This window comes from Nocardia sp. NPDC047648, assembly GCF_040642815.1.
GTDB lineage: Bacteria > Actinomycetota > Actinomycetes > Mycobacteriales > Mycobacteriaceae > Nocardia > Nocardia gamkensis.
Map to the genome: position 1 here is coordinate 1 of NZ_JBEYSX010000026.1, position 15664 is coordinate 15664.

Annotated in this window: 20 protein-coding genes; all 20 read right to left on the reverse strand. The window is 66.9% G+C overall.

Annotated features, from left to right (window positions below):
• Positions 1–200 precede the first annotated feature (200 nt).
• The 20 genes from ABZ803_RS33750 to ABZ803_RS33845 all read right to left on the reverse strand — a co-directional run bounded on the left by ABZ803_RS33750 (position 201) and on the right by ABZ803_RS33845 (position 15652).
• On the reverse strand, positions 201–494 hold the full coding sequence (locus tag ABZ803_RS33750; RefSeq protein ID WP_357045770.1) for a bifunctional DNA primase/polymerase: 294 nt from the start codon (positions 492–494) through the stop codon (positions 201–203).
• A 48-nt stretch (positions 495–542) separates the two neighbouring features.
• Entirely contained in the window at positions 543–875 is a 333-nt protein-coding gene (locus tag ABZ803_RS33755; RefSeq protein WP_357045673.1) for a hypothetical protein, read from the reverse strand.
• Positions 876–1368: 493 nt separating this feature from the next.
• Entirely contained in the window at positions 1369–1557 is a 189-nt protein-coding gene (locus ABZ803_RS33760; RefSeq protein ID WP_356968922.1) for a hypothetical protein, read from the reverse strand.
• A gap of 19 nt (positions 1558–1576) precedes the next feature.
• Positions 1577–2449, reverse strand: a complete 873-nt coding sequence (locus ABZ803_RS33765; protein WP_357045675.1) for a hypothetical protein — start codon at positions 2447–2449, stop codon at positions 1577–1579.
• 263 nt (positions 2450–2712) lie between these two features.
• Entirely contained in the window at positions 2713–4128 is a 1416-nt protein-coding gene (locus ABZ803_RS33770; RefSeq protein ID WP_357045677.1) for a DUF3560 domain-containing protein, read from the reverse strand.
• A gap of 92 nt (positions 4129–4220) precedes the next feature.
• On the reverse strand, positions 4221–4964 hold the full coding sequence (locus ABZ803_RS33775; RefSeq protein ID WP_357045679.1) for a hypothetical protein: 744 nt from the start codon (positions 4962–4964) through the stop codon (positions 4221–4223).
• A gap of 94 nt (positions 4965–5058) precedes the next feature.
• Positions 5059–6381 (reverse strand): hypothetical protein, encoded by a 1323-nt coding sequence (locus ABZ803_RS33780; protein WP_357045681.1) that lies wholly within the window; start codon positions 6379–6381, stop codon positions 5059–5061.
• Between the two features lie 99 nt (positions 6382–6480).
• Entirely contained in the window at positions 6481–6753 is a 273-nt protein-coding gene (locus tag ABZ803_RS33785; RefSeq protein ID WP_357045683.1) for a hypothetical protein, read from the reverse strand.
• Entirely contained in the window at positions 6750–7478 is a 729-nt protein-coding gene (locus tag ABZ803_RS33790; protein ID WP_357045685.1) for a hypothetical protein, read from the reverse strand. Before ABZ803_RS33790 ends, ABZ803_RS33785 begins: the two co-directional genes overlap by 4 nt.
• Positions 7479–7579: 101 nt before the next feature.
• On the reverse strand, positions 7580–8317 hold the full coding sequence (locus tag ABZ803_RS33795) for a hypothetical protein (protein WP_357045687.1): 738 nt from the start codon (positions 8315–8317) through the stop codon (positions 7580–7582).
• Positions 8318–8461: 144 nt separating this feature from the next.
• Entirely contained in the window at positions 8462–9100 is a 639-nt protein-coding gene (locus ABZ803_RS33800; protein WP_357045689.1) for a hypothetical protein, read from the reverse strand.
• A gap of 71 nt (positions 9101–9171) precedes the next feature.
• Positions 9172–9498: a hypothetical protein gene (locus ABZ803_RS33805; RefSeq protein WP_357045691.1), complete on the reverse strand. Its 327-nt coding sequence runs from the start codon at positions 9496–9498 to the stop codon at positions 9172–9174.
• Between the two features lie 539 nt (positions 9499–10037).
• Entirely contained in the window at positions 10038–10901 is an 864-nt protein-coding gene (locus ABZ803_RS33810) for a hypothetical protein (protein WP_357045693.1), read from the reverse strand.
• Between the two features lie 288 nt (positions 10902–11189).
• A complete protein-coding gene (locus tag ABZ803_RS33815) occupies positions 11190–11762 on the reverse strand; it encodes a hypothetical protein (protein WP_357045695.1) in 573 nt (190 codons plus the stop codon).
• Positions 11759–12241 (reverse strand): hypothetical protein, encoded by a 483-nt coding sequence (locus tag ABZ803_RS33820; protein WP_357045697.1) that lies wholly within the window; start codon positions 12239–12241, stop codon positions 11759–11761. The genes ABZ803_RS33815 and ABZ803_RS33820 overlap by 4 nt, the downstream gene beginning before the upstream one ends.
• 330 nt (positions 12242–12571) lie before the next feature.
• Positions 12572–13075, reverse strand: a complete 504-nt coding sequence (locus ABZ803_RS33825) for a TIGR04338 family metallohydrolase (RefSeq protein ID WP_357045699.1) — start codon at positions 13073–13075, stop codon at positions 12572–12574.
• Positions 13072–13848, reverse strand: coding sequence for a DUF2786 domain-containing protein (locus tag ABZ803_RS33830; RefSeq protein WP_357045701.1), 777 nt, complete (start codon positions 13846–13848; stop codon positions 13072–13074). Before ABZ803_RS33830 ends, ABZ803_RS33825 begins: the two co-directional genes overlap by 4 nt.
• Complete coding sequence (locus ABZ803_RS33835) at positions 13845–14537, reverse strand: hypothetical protein (RefSeq protein WP_357045703.1); 693 nt, start codon at positions 14535–14537, stop codon at positions 13845–13847. The genes ABZ803_RS33830 and ABZ803_RS33835 overlap by 4 nt, the downstream gene beginning before the upstream one ends.
• 283 nt (positions 14538–14820) lie before the next feature.
• Positions 14821–15177, reverse strand: a complete 357-nt coding sequence (locus ABZ803_RS33840) for a hypothetical protein (RefSeq protein ID WP_357045705.1) — start codon at positions 15175–15177, stop codon at positions 14821–14823.
• Complete coding sequence (locus ABZ803_RS33845; RefSeq protein WP_357045707.1) at positions 15164–15652, reverse strand: hypothetical protein; 489 nt, start codon at positions 15650–15652, stop codon at positions 15164–15166. Before ABZ803_RS33845 ends, ABZ803_RS33840 begins: the two co-directional genes overlap by 14 nt.
• Positions 15653–15664 lie beyond the last annotated feature (12 nt).

Below are 15664 nucleotides of genomic sequence, written 5' to 3' on the forward strand. Positions count from 1 at the left end.
ATCCCTCGCCCACTACCTCGTCAAAATCAACCCGCCAGCCCCCAAAACAAAACAGTAACTTACTGGCCTAATTTCAGGCGCGACACACTAGGTGCTGGTGGGGTGGCAATGATGTCGGCGGGGGCGGTGACCGGGGTGCGGATGGCTCGCGCCGCTGGGCTGGATAGTGAATGTCGGTGCCCCGAGGCGCAGGGCGGTGGTCAGGGCACGTCCTCCGGTGCCGAATGCGTCTGTGCCACAAATGCGCGACCCTGGCGATGAGCGGGGCAGTGGCGGGGTTCGGGCAGTTCGCTGCTCAACGCACAACCCGGCCGGTTCGGTCGCGAGAGCGAGTTTGCGGGCCGGTCCTTTTCCCACCACCCGTGAATGCGGGCCGGGTCGGTGCTGGCGCGCGTGGGCCAGCGTTGGAACACCGGCGGTTTCTTCGCGCTGGGACGGACGAGAGACACCGGCCACCCGCGCGCGGTGGCGTCGTCGAGGGCTACCAGCCGCAGGTCGAGCGCTGCGCACGTCCAGACCTTCTCGAGGTCGGGAGGTGGTGGTCACCAGCGTGGTCCGACGTGGCGGGCAGTGCTTGCTACCCAGACCGCGGTGGCGTGCAGTTCCCGCATCCGCTCGCGCACCGCTTCGAGGGTGTCGGGGTGGCCGGGATCGGCAGGTAACCGCGAGTAGTCGAGATGGTCGGCGCGCAGGAGCAGATGCCAGGACAGGCTCATCTGGTCGAACACGCACACTGTGGAGAGGAAGCGGCCCTCGCTGTCGACGGTGATGGTGATGTCGGCGGGCTGATGGTCGACCAGGCACAGGCTACGGGCGCGATAGCCGTTGTCGGTGCGGGCCAGGGTATCGATGGTCGGTTCGTCGGGGGTGCGCACAACTGACTCCTTCGTGTCGCGTAGATCGGGAACCGGTCCCGATGCCCCCGAGTACGTTTCGGGCGCACCGATTCGAGGTGTACCGGGTTCGGTCAGGCTGCGTCGGGCAGATTCTCGGCGTCGGCGTGGGCCGTGACGGTAGGTTCACCGGTGGTGGGGCTGTCGAGGAAGCGACGCTACGGTTCACATATTCGGTGGTAGCGCCTGATGCAGACTGTGCTGGGGCAGTCACTATGCGGCGACACGGTGAGGGGTTGGCGATGTTGAGCATGGCTTCGGCTTGATCGGCGAGGGTTAGCGTGGCCCGCCGCCTGGGTTGCCTTTGGTACGGACCGTCGGTCGGTTGCCCTTGACTCTGTGATGGCCGCTACCAATCTGGTTGCGTTACTGCCAGTCCAGTTCATCGCGAATCCTGGTTGCGGTCGGAAGTCGCCGGTGTGCCGGACTCGCGCGAGTCAGGGCGCGTCGATCCGGCCTGCAGGATGAGCTGAGCTCAGCGATTCTCGTCGAAGAGGGTTTGCGCGCCGTCGACGGTCACGCTGGCTTCCACGGATTGTGCGATTTCGGTGACGATCTCGAGGTGGTCGGGCAGGTCGTGGATGCGGATTTCGCTGGTTGCGCCGTTGCCGTGGTGGACGGTGATGATGGCGAGTCCGTGGTCTGCGCAGAGGAGGTTGATCATTTTCGGGTCCTGCGGGTGTTCAGGCGTCGGGGCGCAGTGTGAGGTGGAGGTGGTCGTGGCCGGCCTCGGGATTGATGGCGTCGAGGAAGTACAGGTGGCGACCGCGGGTATCGGACAGCCCTATCCCGGTCTGGCTGACCAATAGCTGTAGCCCGTTGCTCAACACGAATTCGGTGTTGTGCTCGCCGCCTGTGCCGGGGGTGATCGACACGACCCCAATGGTGGGGCAACCTGCTTTTGTCCAGCCATGGTTGAGTTCTTCGACCTCGGGCCAGAAGCTGCCGCGGCTGCGACCGAGCGCGCGTTCGCGGGCGGTGATCAACTCTTCGGCGTTGTGGCCGAATCCCGGGGCAGGCGGTATTCGCGGAAGCAGAGAGGTTGGAGCGTTGCCGAAGGCGATGTCGCGGCGAATTTGCGCGGCGGTGTCGGTGGTGGTGGGTACTTGGTCGTGGGCCTGTGACGACAGCGGCTGTGACATCCGTGCTGGGGGATCACCGCGTTCATGGTCGTGGTGCCGGGAAAATTGGAGTACCCGGGCCAGGATGAGGTTGAGGTGGTCGGTGATGGCGTCCAGAAGCGTGAACAGCCGCTGACTGCTGTCATGCTGTCCGGTGAGATCGGCGAGGTCTTCCAGGCGGCTGAGGCCGGTGTCGGCGATTTCGAATCGGCCGTCGATCATCATCGACAGCGTCAGTTCGCCGTTGTAGGTCAGCAAACCGTTTTCATCGCAGCTGAACGCGGCCAAGACGAGCACGGGAACGTTCGCGACATCCAGCCGCCACAGGCTGTTCTTACCGCCTCGGGTGGCCTCGATGAGGTCGCGCACGACAGCGAGTCCGTTGTCGTCTTCGGTGGGTTGCCACCGTCGGAGCCGTTCGGCGATCTCGCTCATCCAGCCGCCGTCGTGAAGGTCGGCGGTGACATGGTCGCGGTCATAGAAGAGTCTGGTCATCGGCGTTTTCTTTCGAACTGCTGCAGTGGTGATGAGCTCGGTCCTGGCCTGGCGGTTGCCAACTGTGGAAGGCGCTGTGCCATCGCAGGTTCTCGTCGCACATCCTCTGGTGCCGTTGCGGTTGCAGGGCGGCGTGAGTCGTCTTGGGGCTGCGGCGCTGCGTTGTTGACGCCGGACGCGGTGATGTGTGCGCACCATGCGGGTCAGGTAGCGGGCAGGTAGGTGCGGGTCTCGACCAGGATGCGGACCTGGTTGTGGACTTCCTCGGGCCAGCACACCGGCCCGGTGACCGTGTACTCGGTCAGTGGGAGTTCGACTGGGTCGCCGTGGACGCGGCCGGGCGCGCGGCGTTGCGCGCGTAGGCGCACCGTGCCCGGTTCGGTGATCGGGGCGGGCGGTGTGGAAAACCAGTGGGCCGGGTGCGCCCATGTCGCGCGGTATTCGATGCCGTCGATGCTCCAGGACCAGTAGTCGGCCTGCGGTCCGCGGTGGTGGTCGAGTTTTGTCTTGCCGCTGCGGCGTTTCGGGCGCGGCGGGAGGCTGGGGGTGTCGAGGTCGGTGAAGACATCGGGATAGCGTTCGTGGGCGTGGGCCTGGGTCATGTGCGCGGTGATCTCATGGAAGCGCACCGGGTGATCAGTGGTGATCTCCCGATGCGCGGTCATTTTGGCAGCGATGGTGTGGAACGCCAGCCGCGACAGCGACAGATTCACCACCGACACCGTTTTCGCGTTGACCCGCGTGATCTGACGCCACGTCGCACCGCCGACGCGCACGAAGTCCCCGACCGCGAAATCCTGCTGGCCCCAGCCCGGGGTCAAACCTTCGTCGATCTGGGACTGACGGACCTGTTTCCAGTAGCCGATGTCCTTCTCGCGTTGGGTCATCCGGTCCAGCACCCGCTGCCGGTACTCCCCGGTCGCGGCCGGGGTGGTGTCGGTGTGATGCACCTTGCCGTCGCTGTCGAGGAACCGGCGGGTGTGCCCGTCGAGGACGCGTTGATCGGCGCGCTGCTCGGCTTCGAGGACCTCGATGCGGTTGGCCACCGTCCGCGGGGAATACCGCTGCTCGGTGGTGCGAGCGGCGGCCTCGGCGCGATTGTGGGCGTCGGTGGCGTCCCGGTCGGCCTGCACCGAGCGTCCCCACGCGGTCTGCGCCTTATCGATGGCGCGACGGTGCCGGCGTTCGGAATGATGTCCGATCTTGATCGGCTCCCCGCCCGGAGGCAACGCATCATGGGCTCGCTGATGCGCCGCCTCCGCGGCAGCGGCGCGAGCGTCCTTGCGGGATGCCTTGCCCCGCAATGCGTCAACTCGATCGCTTTGACGTAGGGCGCGGTCGGTCTCGGCGTCCTCGGTCGCGCGGGAGGTGCGGTCGATGTCGAGCTCGACGGTGTATCCGGCCTCGCGCAGTTTCTGCGCGGCGTAGTCGATGTGGTACTGCTTGGGCTGGCGATCGCGGGAGGACACCACGATCCAACACCCCAGACTCCGCGCCCACCGCCAGTGCCCGACCGCTTTGCGCACCGCGCACATGACCTCGTAGGTGCCGTCGTCGCGGACGGTGCCGCTCAACAGGGTGCCGTCCTCGGCCGTGTGGGAAATCGTCAGCGCGGTCACGAGCCACGACCTTCCTTCCAAGAGTTGTCGACATGCGAATCTGAGCATGTGTTTGGGTTGGGTTCGTCCGGCCGGTTTTCTGTAGCCGCGGGTCAGTCCCGGCGAGGTGCCGGTTCGGGGAGCTGGTAGTCGTGGGGGCCGGTCGCGACTATTTCGTCGTGGGTGAAGTCGTCGACGGGGGCGCCGATCCACGCCGCGGTCGCGCCGGGGGTGGTGATGTCACCACGCAACCACAGCTCGAGGGTGTCGCCGATCTCGAACAGCCTGCCCGTCGCTTGGTCCTCGACGCACAGCCGCGCGGCGTCACCGCAGCGCACGCGGATCAGCGACAGTCCGGTCGCTTCCTTGATCGCGGCGAACAGCCCACCGATCCGCTCGGCAGCCACCGAGACCAGCGGCCCCGAGCCCAGGCGAGCGGTGAATGCGTCCGGATCGGTGAACGGACGCAACTCGGCGGTGAGTTCGCGGCGGCGTTCGGAGATGACGGCGAACACCACGTCCCCTAGCGAGTCACCGATACTCGACTTCCGGATCGCGGCGCGCACCATGGACAGTTCGGTGCGGGTGAGGCTGCCGTCGACCATGGCCAGCAGATCCGCCACCGAAATCACCGCCGCCTCGAGCGGCGCGCTCACCCTCGCGGGCTCGACAGCCATAGCCGACGGCTGCGGTGCATCGCCGGTGTCGTTCTCATATCCACCGATCTCGATGGAGGCGCCGGTGAGGTGTTCGTCATCGCGGACCTCCACCAGGACGAGGCTCCCCTCGTCGATACCGACGAAGTCTGAGGTGTTCAAACCCGCTACCCAGCGATGTAATTCCTGGACAGAGATCATGACCATCCTTCTTTCACTCTCTCGGAGGGTTGATTCGTCGATCGCGGATGCTCACGCCCCGCGCCGAAGTGCACCGCCGGCCGCAAGCAGGTGCCTACGAGCGAACCGCTGCGGGCACTGCGAGTGGCGAGCTGAACTGCCTCAGCAGATGGTGCAGGTGGTCGGCGGCGGCCATGTTGAGTTCAAGCAACTCGTCGGAGGCGTGTGCCACCCAGTGGGTTTCGAACCCCGGCTGCTGTTTGTCCATCACCAGGGCTGGCATAGCGACGAAAAAGCACTCCACCTGCGGGTATGTCGGTGACTGTGGTGGGCGCTGCGCCAGCCACAGTCGGGTGTGGTGGCGGGCGTCGGTGATGACCGGGATCTCGAGAGATTCCGCCAAGCGCCCCAGCATTTCTTGGGTGTGTGCGGGCGTGCCTCGCAGCGCGACATCGACCGATCGCCACGCGGTGGCGGGAGCGAAGTAGACCCGCCGCAACCGATACAACGCCCATGGGCTGTGAGAGATCTCGTTCTCGGCCAGCTCGAGGATCGCGTCCGCGCCCGCGGCTCGCAGTCGCTCGGTCAACGTGTCCTGCGGGCCGAAAAGCCCGGACTTCGCGTTGAGCGCGAGGGTGACGTACTCATCGACGACATGCCGAGACGATTCTTCGGGCTCGGCCAGTAACCGCGCGATCTGGTCGGGCCATTCGATTTTCGACACGAAGCAGCATTCGCGGCACAGCGATTTGGGCCACCACACGCCGAAGATATCGTGGAGATATTCACGGCACTGTTGCCGTGTCCATCCGGCGTTATGAATGGGGTAGACCATCTGCCGGTGGCCGCCCAGATCGAGGACCGACTCTCGGGCGATCCTATTTTCCTCTTCGGCGTTGTAGCCGATCGCATGCAGATACGGGCGCGCTCCTAGTTCACGGTCACGCCACGTATCCATGGGCCAGCCCTTGAACTTCAATGTGCATTTCCGTTTCCCGCTGCGCTGCGGCTGGACAGCGTTCGCGCGGTTTTCGTCACTGAGGGCGTAGAAGCCATGCTCCCTGGCGTCGAAATGCATCCGCTGCGGTTGGCGAGTGTCCTGCAAAACGACGATTCCGTCCTCGTTGCGCGGGCCCGCGCGAGCGACCTCGACGGTTCTAATGTTGTGGGCACGGAAAAGAGGCAGCACGTGACGTTCCACCAGGGTTGCCAGCGAAGAGAATTCGTCACCTGTCTGCGCTGTCACGACGATAAGGTTCGACAGGTCCGGCAGCAGGCACGGGTGGCGGAAGGTCGGGTCGAGTATCGTCCGGACGATCCCGGCGGTTGATTCGGCACCCATTCCATAAGACCAGACCAGCAGCAAAGGTCCGTCACCGGTGCCACCGCTGGTGGGAGTCAGCGACGTGATATCGAACAGTCCGTCGAAGTCCGTCATAAAGCATCCAGGGTGTAATTCGAATAGGGGGTCGCCGTCGCAGGATGAGGGGCTGATGAATGTGGATCACGCCGGACGCAATGTGCGGCGGGAGCAGGTTCAGGATTCGATGACGATGTTCAGGTCGTCGCGGTGGATGGCGATATCGGCGCCGCCTCCGGCGTGTTTGACGTCGACTTCGTCATAACAGGCGCGGCACACGACGCCGGTGCGTGAATGGGCCGAGCCTTTTCCGTAGGCGTGGCAGCACGGTGTCAGGGTCACGAGGCTGGTGGACCCGTCGTCGATCACAACGCAGTTGTCTTTGTCCACTCCGGCGATCTGGTGGACTCGGTCGGCGAATGTGCTCGGCAGGCGCAAGGTCGTTTTCATCGGTGAGTTCTCCTTATCCGGAGCAGGTCGGCAATCCGGGAGAGGGGCCGCAGCGCAGACAGCGGCAGGCGGGTGCGTGGGCGGGGGATGACGGCGACTGCGGCGGCGTACGCGGTGGCGAAGTGCGGGTCGGTCGCGTTGGTGAGAGCGTGGCCGGTTTCCCGGTCGTAGATGCCGACCGACCAGGGCCCGGGCGTTTCGCCGGTTTCACTGCCGACCAGGCAGGCATCACCGTTGGTGGCGTAGAGCTCATACCGCTCGTCCAGCACGGTCGCCAACCCGGTGCATCCGCCGCCATGACCGGTCCAAGCGATACAGGGCGAATGTCCGCGGGCGCGCAGGAAATCGAACTCGCTGGTGTAGATCTGGATGAGTTCACGCTCGTAGTCCACCCGGGTAGGTCGCACGCGGGCGCGGTCGCGGAAGTAGACGAGCAACGCGTGCAGGGCGTTGCGTGCTTCGTCGGGGTAGCGGTGTGGGTCGGTGTCATCACGCAGGATGCCGGCCGCGTCGAGCAGCCACTGGGTGTCTTCGATCAGGCGGGCGGTGTGGGCGACGTCGATGCCCGCGCCCCAGTGCTGCAGAGATGTGTTCTGCTGGGCATAAACCGCTGCGACAGCGCGCGATTCGCTGTCGCTGAGTATGTGGTTGCCGTCTCGGCAGGCGGCAAGAACGGGCGTGGGGAGGCTGTAGAAGGCATCGAGCGCATCGGAAGGGTCGGTCATCGGAGTGGCCTCGCAAATTCGGTTGTCGCAGGGTTCGGGCCCGGGCGGACAACGACGCACCATGCTGGGCGAACCGGCGAGCTGGTGTGCCCGGCGGGTGGCTACCTCGGCATGGATGCCAGTACGTGAGGTCGGTATCCGGCGGCGGTCAACTGCTGCAGGAGGGGTGCGGCTTCCTCGTCGGTGGCGGGCCGTTGCCGCTGGACCCATTCCGCGTGCACACGCCTGCGACCGGCCGCGGTGAGGGCGTCGTAGAGGTGCTGAGCGGCCGCACCCGGGTCGGGCAAGATCGCGGTGACCTGCCCGAGGTCGCGATCCCACACGAAATACACCGGCCGGGCCGGTGGCGGCGGCTGGTTGGGTGCGGTGTAGGAGTGCGGAAGCCCGGCTCGCGCACTGTCTTCGGAAGCTGCGTCCCAGCCCTGTCCATACTGGCGGATGATCTCGGCAACACGATCCGGGTCGGCCTCGGGGGCGGTGATGAACGGCGCGACCTTGTCGTTCAAAAAGGGCGAGGGATGCTCGAGGCCCGCCTCGAAGCCCGCGCGGCCCAGCTGGAACCAGTCGGGCTCGTCGCTGTGTGCGGGTGGCGCGATCAGGTCGGCCAGCAGCGCGGCCACGGCAACGGCATCGGCGGCGACGACGTCGATCACGAACCGGAAGTCGTCGCGGCGCACATCGACGTGGATGGAATCGACTCCTGCGGAATGCGGGCGGAGCCAGATGGCCGGATCCCCCGGGGCGTAGGGCGCCGACAGTGCCCTTGCGACGGCTTCGGCGTGGCTGCCGTGCCCAGCGACGGGCCGGCGGTGGGGAACGGACGGATCGGTGAGATTCATGGGGGTGCTCCTGACCGCGGGCGGTGCGTAGTGTCCGCCGAGACCGTGCGCACGAGTGCGGGCGGCGACCGCCGGACACGCGCGGCTGCAGGCGCGCGCTGTGGCCTGGCTCGGGAGGTAGAGCTGCCCTGTTGCGGGTATGGCTTAGACGACGTACATCTGTGGTGGTGTCGGCTGTGCGAGTGGTCGGCCGGCGCTGTCGGTCCCGGCGAACGGGCCCGGTGGTGCGGTGCGGTTGGCGATGTTGTCATAGTGTTCGGCCAGCGCACGGTAGTAGTCGCACCGCGTGGTGACGGCGGCGGTGATCTCCCGGAGTGTGCGCTGATCCTCAGCCAGACGCTCACCCACGATCTCGCGTAGGGTGCAGGCGTCCAGGACCGCGGCGCGGTGGTGGAGTTCACCCAGGCGCTCATCTGTCAGGAGGTCATCGGCGACGGCGCGGACCACGCTCGCCAGTCGAGCCGCGGTCGGATCGGGTAGCTGGTCGCCGGAAGGATATCGTTCTCCGCAGCCTGTGAGGGTGTCGCGGTTGCGGATCACCATGCTGCCCATGATCTCGATACCGTTGATGACAGGCTTGTCGCGGCGGGTGAACGGGATGGACTTCAGGCCACCAACCCCGAAGTTCACCTCGAGCGAGGTTGCCTCGGCGCTGTCGGCCGCGGAATGTACACCAACAGTCCACTTTCCACGCAGCCTGGGGCCGGTCAAGGTGTAGCAAACCGTGGCAGCGTTCCAGTCGGTGGCGGCGGTGCCTGTGACGGTGGTGCGTCCACCGTCCACGGCGAGTTGCACCGGTCGTGTCCTGCGCGTGGGAGAGCCAGCGTTGGGGGCGCGCGAATCGGTGTTCCTGGTCATGGTGTGCTGTCCTGGTCCGAAGTCGGGTGGGCCATCGAGGTCTCGCCGGAGACGGTGACGATTGCGTCCTTGGCGTGGCGCCAGCGATGAGGAAAGTGGCGAGGCAGGGGGCAGATCGCCGGTGTGTCGCGGACCAGTAGGAGGGGGCCGTCGGTGCGGTTGATGAGCCGGCGGCCAGCGGCGGCTTGCTCAGCCAGTAGGTCGAGCGAACACGGGTCGTCGAGGGCGACGGAATGGCCGATTTGGCAATCGGTGCACCTGCACCCTGGTGGGTCGATGGCGACGGCGTTGTCCTTGAAGTCGGTGTAGTCGCTGATGCTCATCGTTGGGCCTTCGGGTCAAAGCTTGCAGCGCTGGTGTCGGTACGGGACACGTTGCGTGGCAACGGGTTTGCCGTCACCTGCGTCGGGGGGCGGCTGGGATTGTCGCTGGGGCGAAAGCGGGCGGGATCGCCGGTGCAGTTCGGACAGCGATGGGTCGGCCCAGCGGTGTCGTCATGTGGCGGCATGGCGTGCTGGTCGCATGAGATGTCCGTCCTCGACGTAGGCCCCGCCGTGCGGTGCGCTCACCGCCGTCGCGGCCGGCTCGGGTCTTGGTGGGCGAGCGCGGTGACACGCTGCCCGGCGGTGAGGCCCACACGGCAGTGGGGCCGTATGTCGTGGCGGCGGTGCCGGGGCGCGATTCATCGAGGAACGGGGGGACGAGGAAAGATGGCCGGACATCGCCCGGACAGCGACACGCAGGCGCTGGGCTGGCCTGCCGAATCCCGGCGCAGAGCAAGCCCACCCTGCTGTATCGAAGGTCGCTGTGGCAGAGTCGATTTGGCTGGCTGATGAGTCCATTACTGCAGCAGCATGCGGGGTCATGCTGGTGTGGGGTGGGCGTGCTGTGCGGCAGCCACGGGAGTGCACCGGGCGCCTTTCCAGGCCAGTGACAAGCAGGCGTCGGCGAGGAGGTCCAGGGCGCCGGGGACTCGGCGGAAGCTGGGGAAGTCGTTGATGTCGACGATGGTCGGGCCATCGGGGCCGAAGACGATATCGAGGCCGAACAGGTCGAGGCCGAATATGTCGGCGACACGGTGAGTGAGGTCGCTGATTTCCGAGACCAGGCGTACAGGGCGATCTGCCGTAGTGCGGGTCGCCAACGGTGAACTGCATTCGGTGCCGAATAGTCGGCCATTGATGTGGTAGACCTTCAAGTCGACGCCGCGGTTGGGGATGTAGGGCTGTCCCAGCAGCAATTGATCGCTGCGAGGCCCGCAGAGGCGGTGCAGATCCTCCGGGCCGGTGATCAGGTGGATGGCGTGTCCGGCGCTGCCGTCGGCGGGTTTGACGACCAGCGGGTAGTGCTGGGCGGGCACCGCAGCGAACGCGGCGGCATCTGTGGCGGCCCAGGTGGGAGGGACCGGCAGACCGTGGCGTGCGGCCAGCAGGTGGGCGCGGGCCTTGTCCCGGACAGCGCGGATGGCGCGAGCGTCGTTGATGGTGGTGAGCCCGGCGTGGGCGGCGGCTTCGAGCAGGCCGAGTCCGGGGCCACCGGAGACTGTTTTCAGAATCCAGGCGTCATGGTCAGCACTGTCGATGAGCCCGGCGAGGTCCAGGAGTTGGCCACCCGGGCGCACGATGTCGACGCGGTGGCCATTCTGACGCAGTCGGTAGGCCAAGGCCAGGGGCAGGCTGTCGGCTCGGTAGCGTTCCTCGAGCAACAGACACAGTCGCAAGGTCACAGTGGGGGTCTCCTTGAGGTGATGGGTCGACTTCGGCAGTGGTGTGCGGCTGCGAGCCAGCGCAGGGGCCTGTCGGGGCGGGGATGCAGACCGAGCACAACCGCTCGAGGGTGTGCCCTTCGGTGAGCGTGGCGGCGGTGCGGCTCCGTGAAGCCCGGAGACCCGTGCCGGGGCATGCCTCGCGGCCGGGTGCGTGAAAGCGGCGGGCGGTACGACGCAGGGGGTATTGGAACTGCCGGACGCCCGGCTTGGGGTGCGGACATTTGGTAGCCGCTCCCGATATGGGACTCAGCTGTCGGTGGGGTGGATGGTGTAGTCGAGGGTGATGTCGAAGGGGCCGGGCCAGCGACGGATCCAGTCGGGTGCTGCGGGATCGCTGGTGAGGAAGTCCATGTCTGCGGGGGTCGGGCCGGTGAGGATCGCACGCAGAGCCTGTGGCGCCAGCGATGGCGACACGGTCCACTGGTTGGGGAAGTCGACGTCGGTATCGACGGCGTGATCGTTGATCCACGCTTGCGGCTGGAATCGGGCGGCTACGGCCAGTGCGGGCAGCGACGGCGGCGCGGCACCGTCTAGCCCATCGCGGCCGGTGATGGCGGCGACGAGGATGTGCCGTCGCGCGCAACGGCGCCACGCCACATCCGCGAGTTCCTCCGCCCAGAGCAAGGCGACCGCGGCCGACCAGGCATCGTAGGCGGAAAGCGTCCCGGAGGCTGCCTTGGTCAGCGTCGCGTCCAGATGCCACCACAGCCGATGGTTGGGCTCACCGCCGCAGGCACTGGCGGCGCGACCGCGCGGCAGCTGCGCGGCCCACTCGTCGAGACGGGTGCGCAACAGACGCAGATGAGCAACGGCCTTCACTGTTCAGTGGCTTCCAGGGACATCAGGACCGCCGATCCGAGGCTTGCAGCGAACCGGGTATCGGGATCCGACTGGCTGGGAGGGTCGGTGGCCAGCAGATAGTCGGTGGTGATCGCGTGCCAACTGTCACCGGCACGTCGCCGCGCGAGTGCTTCGGGAACGATGATCTGCATAGCGGTTTCCACGAGGCCTTCGGGGTCATCGAGTTCGGCAGCATGGTCGCTGAGGTGACGTTGGGCGGCTGCGCGCGCCAGCTGGAGGCGGGCGTGCTGGGCGCATGCCGGGCAGGTGAGGTCGCCGAAGACGGAAGCGTGGATCGGGCGGGCCTCGATGACGGGGAGGTTGCAGACGGTGCGGTGACCGGCGTAGGTGGCGTGAGCGTGGGTGCGGTCGGTTTCCGACCAGCACACCTGCATGGTGTCCATCTGGTGGGTTCTCCTATCGTCGCCTCGGGCAGCGGCCCGCATGGCGCGCAGCATCCACCGCGACGTGTTCCCGCAGTGGTAGCGGTGGCGGAATCAGGTATGGGTGGTAGTGCATGGGCGAAGGTGAGCACGTGGCCAGGGGGCGACGTCGAAGTCGATGTGAGCGCCACGACGATCGTTACGGTGCAATCCGCTGCTACGAGCGGGTTTTCGTTGAGGCGGGTCACGGTGTCGCGGATCCGGTCAGCGAGTGCGAGGATCTGCGGCGGGTTTCAAGGAGTTTCTTCGGGTCGCTGGTTGCGGGCGGTGGCGGCGGAGCGTCTGGACGCAGCAGGGGGTGAGTGGATCAAGGGCGGATGCTGCGCAGCCCGCACGGTGATGGGGTCAGCTGTGATCGGCTTGGGTGTCGGCGAGGGTGGCGTGCAGCAGCCAGGCGGCTTCGGCGCCGATCGCGAGCTCGACGAGATGGCACAGGATCTTACAGAACTGCCGGCCGTGGCCGGGACTGCCGAGCGGTTGCAGATGGTGGGCTATTTCGTGCAGCAGCACGAACTCCCTGAGCATGCTGCGATTGTGCAGGGGCATCGCGATGGTGGCGGTGGGGTACTCGTAGTGTGCGCGTGACTGTCCGCGTCGGGCCCGGACCGTGACCGGGATCCGGGCTCGCTTGTACCGGCTGCGCACTGTCTCCAGCGCGAGGACGGTATCGACGTAGGTTTGCATCGATTCCAGCGACACCACTCGCCGCTCGATCGGCAATGTCACTCGCGAGCCGAAGATTTCGACTTGGCGGCCGGGCAGCTGATCGGCCCGCTCGAACATGTTCCAGACCAGCGCTTCGGCAGCATAGACACGGTTTCGACGAGTATCCCGGGTGCTGCGGGTCATGACGACAACCGCCGCACAGCAGCAGGCAGGGAGGGTCGATCGGTGAGGCGGGCGCGGCGGCCGGCCTGGTCTCCGGCGATCGATGCCGCGCCGTCGACGCGGCGGCGGCGCGGGGCGCGCCAGGTTCCGCGAGCTCGGGAGTGGCTGGTGTAGAAGTCGGTGACTTCGAGTTCCTTGCCGCGCAACACCAGCGCCGTGCTCGGCCCCGCGCTGCGGTCACCGGCCGAGGACAGCGCCTGGGCGCGAGTGATGTCGCGGACCTCGGTGAGACGCTGGCCGATGCGGGTGGCGAAGGCATGTTGGAAGGCCAGGCGCGCGGTGATGCCCGCTTTCGCGCGTCCCTCGGCGTGTTGCGCGCGACGCTCGGGGGAACGCAGGTAGGCGCGAGACTCGTGGATCATTTGCGGCAGCAGGCCGGCGTAGAGGACTTCGACCGCCGCGATGTCGGACTCCATCCCGAAGGCGATCACCCACGTCGAATTCGTCGCGATGTCCACGCGCACGTCGTTGGCACGCGCGATCGCGAGGAACAACTGCACGTAGGTCGAAAGCCCTCGGGCGCGGGGTTCACCGATGGCGATCTCACGCATGACCGGGGTCGCCCGGGTAGTGGTTGGCTGCGTGGCGCGAGCGAGGGCGAGATCGATCGAGTGCCGCGTCGCGAGTTGCTGTGCGTGGGCAAAGTAGATTTCTGCTTCGTGCGGATTGTCGGTGCGCTCTGCCTTGTGCAGCAACCCGGCGACGCGCGAGAGCGCCCGGTCAGATCCGCTCACTGGTCTGTACCTGCGAACAACACGCCGACGACGAGAAGCATCGCCAACGGGTCGCGCTCGCGCTGGCTAGGTTGCGCGGCGTCACGGATCTTCCGGATCCGGTGCATCAACCGGGGTGTCTTCAGGTCGATGCCGGTCACCGCTGGGCGGTTATCGGTACCGGGAACGGTGATGACCCGGTACTCGCTCAACGGAAGGCGCAGTTCGTACCAGGCTTCGGTCGGTGCCCCGTCCCGGGCAGGGTCGGGCCGCGGCGGCACCCACCCCCAGCAGTGGCAGCGAGGATCGGCGCATCGGGTGAGACGTTGTGCGGGATGGCGGTGGTAGCGGTGCATCCGGCCGGCCAACAGGGGGCACGCTCGGGCGGAGTACTCGGCGCAGGCGGGGTGGAGCCCAGGTTCGACTGTGAGGCCTTGGCGGAAGTCGGAGGGCAGGATGAACAGGATGACCTGCTCGCCAAGAGGTGTGCCGCAGATTTGGCACAGCGCGCGTTCCAGTACCTCTCGCAAACGGATCGGGTCGACGTTGCCCCACGCGGGCCGGTCGCTGCGGTCGCGATGAGCCAAGGTGATGTAGGGCACCGCCATGCCCTGCGACATGGGTGCGTCGCGCAGCGCGTCAGGTAGGGCAGGGGTGTCTTCGTTTCGAGGCGCTGGGGGTGGGGGTGGGGGTGGGGCATGTTCGGTCATGACAGTGAACTCCGTTGTGAAAGAGGAGGAGCGAACGGTGGACCGCCGGGCACATGGGGTCCAGTGCCGGCCAGAACAGGGGCCGGTCGGTGATCAGCTGGGTTGGTCGTCGGCCGCCGATGCGTCGCCGCTGCCGGGATCGCTCGTCTCCGGATCAAGGGAGGGTGGAGGGGCGCGTTGGTGGTCGTGTGCTCGCTGACCTGCCCAGCCGGGAGGTCACGGGCCTCGTCGTGGACGAGCACGACACGAGTGAGGGCGGAAAGACCGATTGTGTCCTTCGCAGTCAGCGTGCTGAGCGGCGAACTTTCCACCAGCCTGGGTTCAGGCTCTCTTGGGCGAGCTGTGCCAGGCTGTCGACGAACTCCTCGGCGTGCGGGCCTTCGACAGTGATCGTGGTGTAATCGCCGCCGCCTCCGATGGATCGGGTGCGTGCTCCGTCGCGACCGCGCCATGCGGTGTCCGACAGGTGTTGAAGACGGGCGGTGTCGTCGGCGGTCTCGGGATAGCCGTGCTCGATGGTGAGGTGCCGCTCGCCGTGCATGAGGGCGTGCGCTTCGCCGACCAGTGCGGCGTCGCTGTAGTCGCGGAGCAGCTGCTCGGCGGAGGTTTCGGGGTTGTGGTGGTCCTCAGGGGAGGTCATAGACGGTCACCGGGATCCCTCGCGCGCACAGGTGCGTGCGGATGAGTGGTTCGATCTGCTCCCAACGGCCTCCGGCCAAGCCGCATCCGATGCGAGGTAGATGGACCGACGCGCCCGCGGCGGCTGCGTGGTCGGCCAGTGCCGCCAGGCATCGGCCGGTGGCGTCGTAGCGGATCGGCGGAGGAGCATCACGGCGGGTGGCGATACCGTGCTGGCCGATCATGTTGGCCACCCAAAGCTGTGGTTCCACGCGAACGAGTTGAACGGCACCGAGAGCGAAATCGTTGGAATCCCGCCCGCGGTGCCAGGCGCGGTAGGCGCGTTCGGGCTCGGGCCAGCGGCGGCTGACGGCGAGGACGAAACCGCGCCCCCACGCGCCGCGGTCGTTGACGAGATGGCCGATGTAGGCGGGACGGGCGCCGTGGGGTGCGGTCGCGTCACCGCGGGTGTAGCGGATATCGGTTGCTGCTGCCATGGCATCCTCCTG

Bases quoted from the DNA above. Each gene is read 5' to 3' on its own strand.
- ABZ803_RS33760 (WP_356968922.1), bottom strand. From the start codon at position 1,557: ATGATCAACCTCCTCTGCGCAGACCACGGACTCGCCATCATCACCGTC.
- ABZ803_RS33765 (WP_357045675.1), bottom strand. From the start codon at position 2,449: ATGAGCGAGATCGCCGAACGGCTCCGACGGTGGCAACCCACCGAAGAC.
- ABZ803_RS33775 (WP_357045679.1), bottom strand. From the start codon at position 4,964: ATGATCTCTGTCCAGGAATTACATCGCTGGGTAGCGGGTTTGAACACC.
- ABZ803_RS33780 (WP_357045681.1), bottom strand. From the start codon at position 6,381: ATGACGGACTTCGACGGACTGTTCGATATCACGTCGCTGACTCCCACC.
- ABZ803_RS33785 (WP_357045683.1), bottom strand. From the start codon at position 6,753: ATGAAAACGACCTTGCGCCTGCCGAGCACATTCGCCGACCGAGTCCAC.
- ABZ803_RS33790 (WP_357045685.1), bottom strand. From the start codon at position 7,478: ATGACCGACCCTTCCGATGCGCTCGATGCCTTCTACAGCCTCCCCACG.
- ABZ803_RS33795 (WP_357045687.1), bottom strand. From the start codon at position 8,317: ATGAATCTCACCGATCCGTCCGTTCCCCACCGCCGGCCCGTCGCTGGG.
- ABZ803_RS33805 (WP_357045691.1), bottom strand. From the start codon at position 9,498: ATGAGCATCAGCGACTACACCGACTTCAAGGACAACGCCGTCGCCATC.
- ABZ803_RS33820 (WP_357045697.1), bottom strand. From the start codon at position 12,241: ATGCTGCGCGCCATGCGGGCCGCTGCCCGAGGCGACGATAGGAGAACC.
- ABZ803_RS33825 (WP_357045699.1), bottom strand. From the start codon at position 13,075: ATGACCCGCAGCACCCGGGATACTCGTCGAAACCGTGTCTATGCTGCC.
- ABZ803_RS33835 (WP_357045703.1), bottom strand. From the start codon at position 14,537: ATGACCGAACATGCCCCACCCCCACCCCCACCCCCAGCGCCTCGAAAC.
- ABZ803_RS33840 (WP_357045705.1), bottom strand. From the start codon at position 15,177: ATGACCTCCCCTGAGGACCACCACAACCCCGAAACCTCCGCCGAGCAG.
- ABZ803_RS33845 (WP_357045707.1), bottom strand. From the start codon at position 15,652: ATGGCAGCAGCAACCGATATCCGCTACACCCGCGGTGACGCGACCGCA.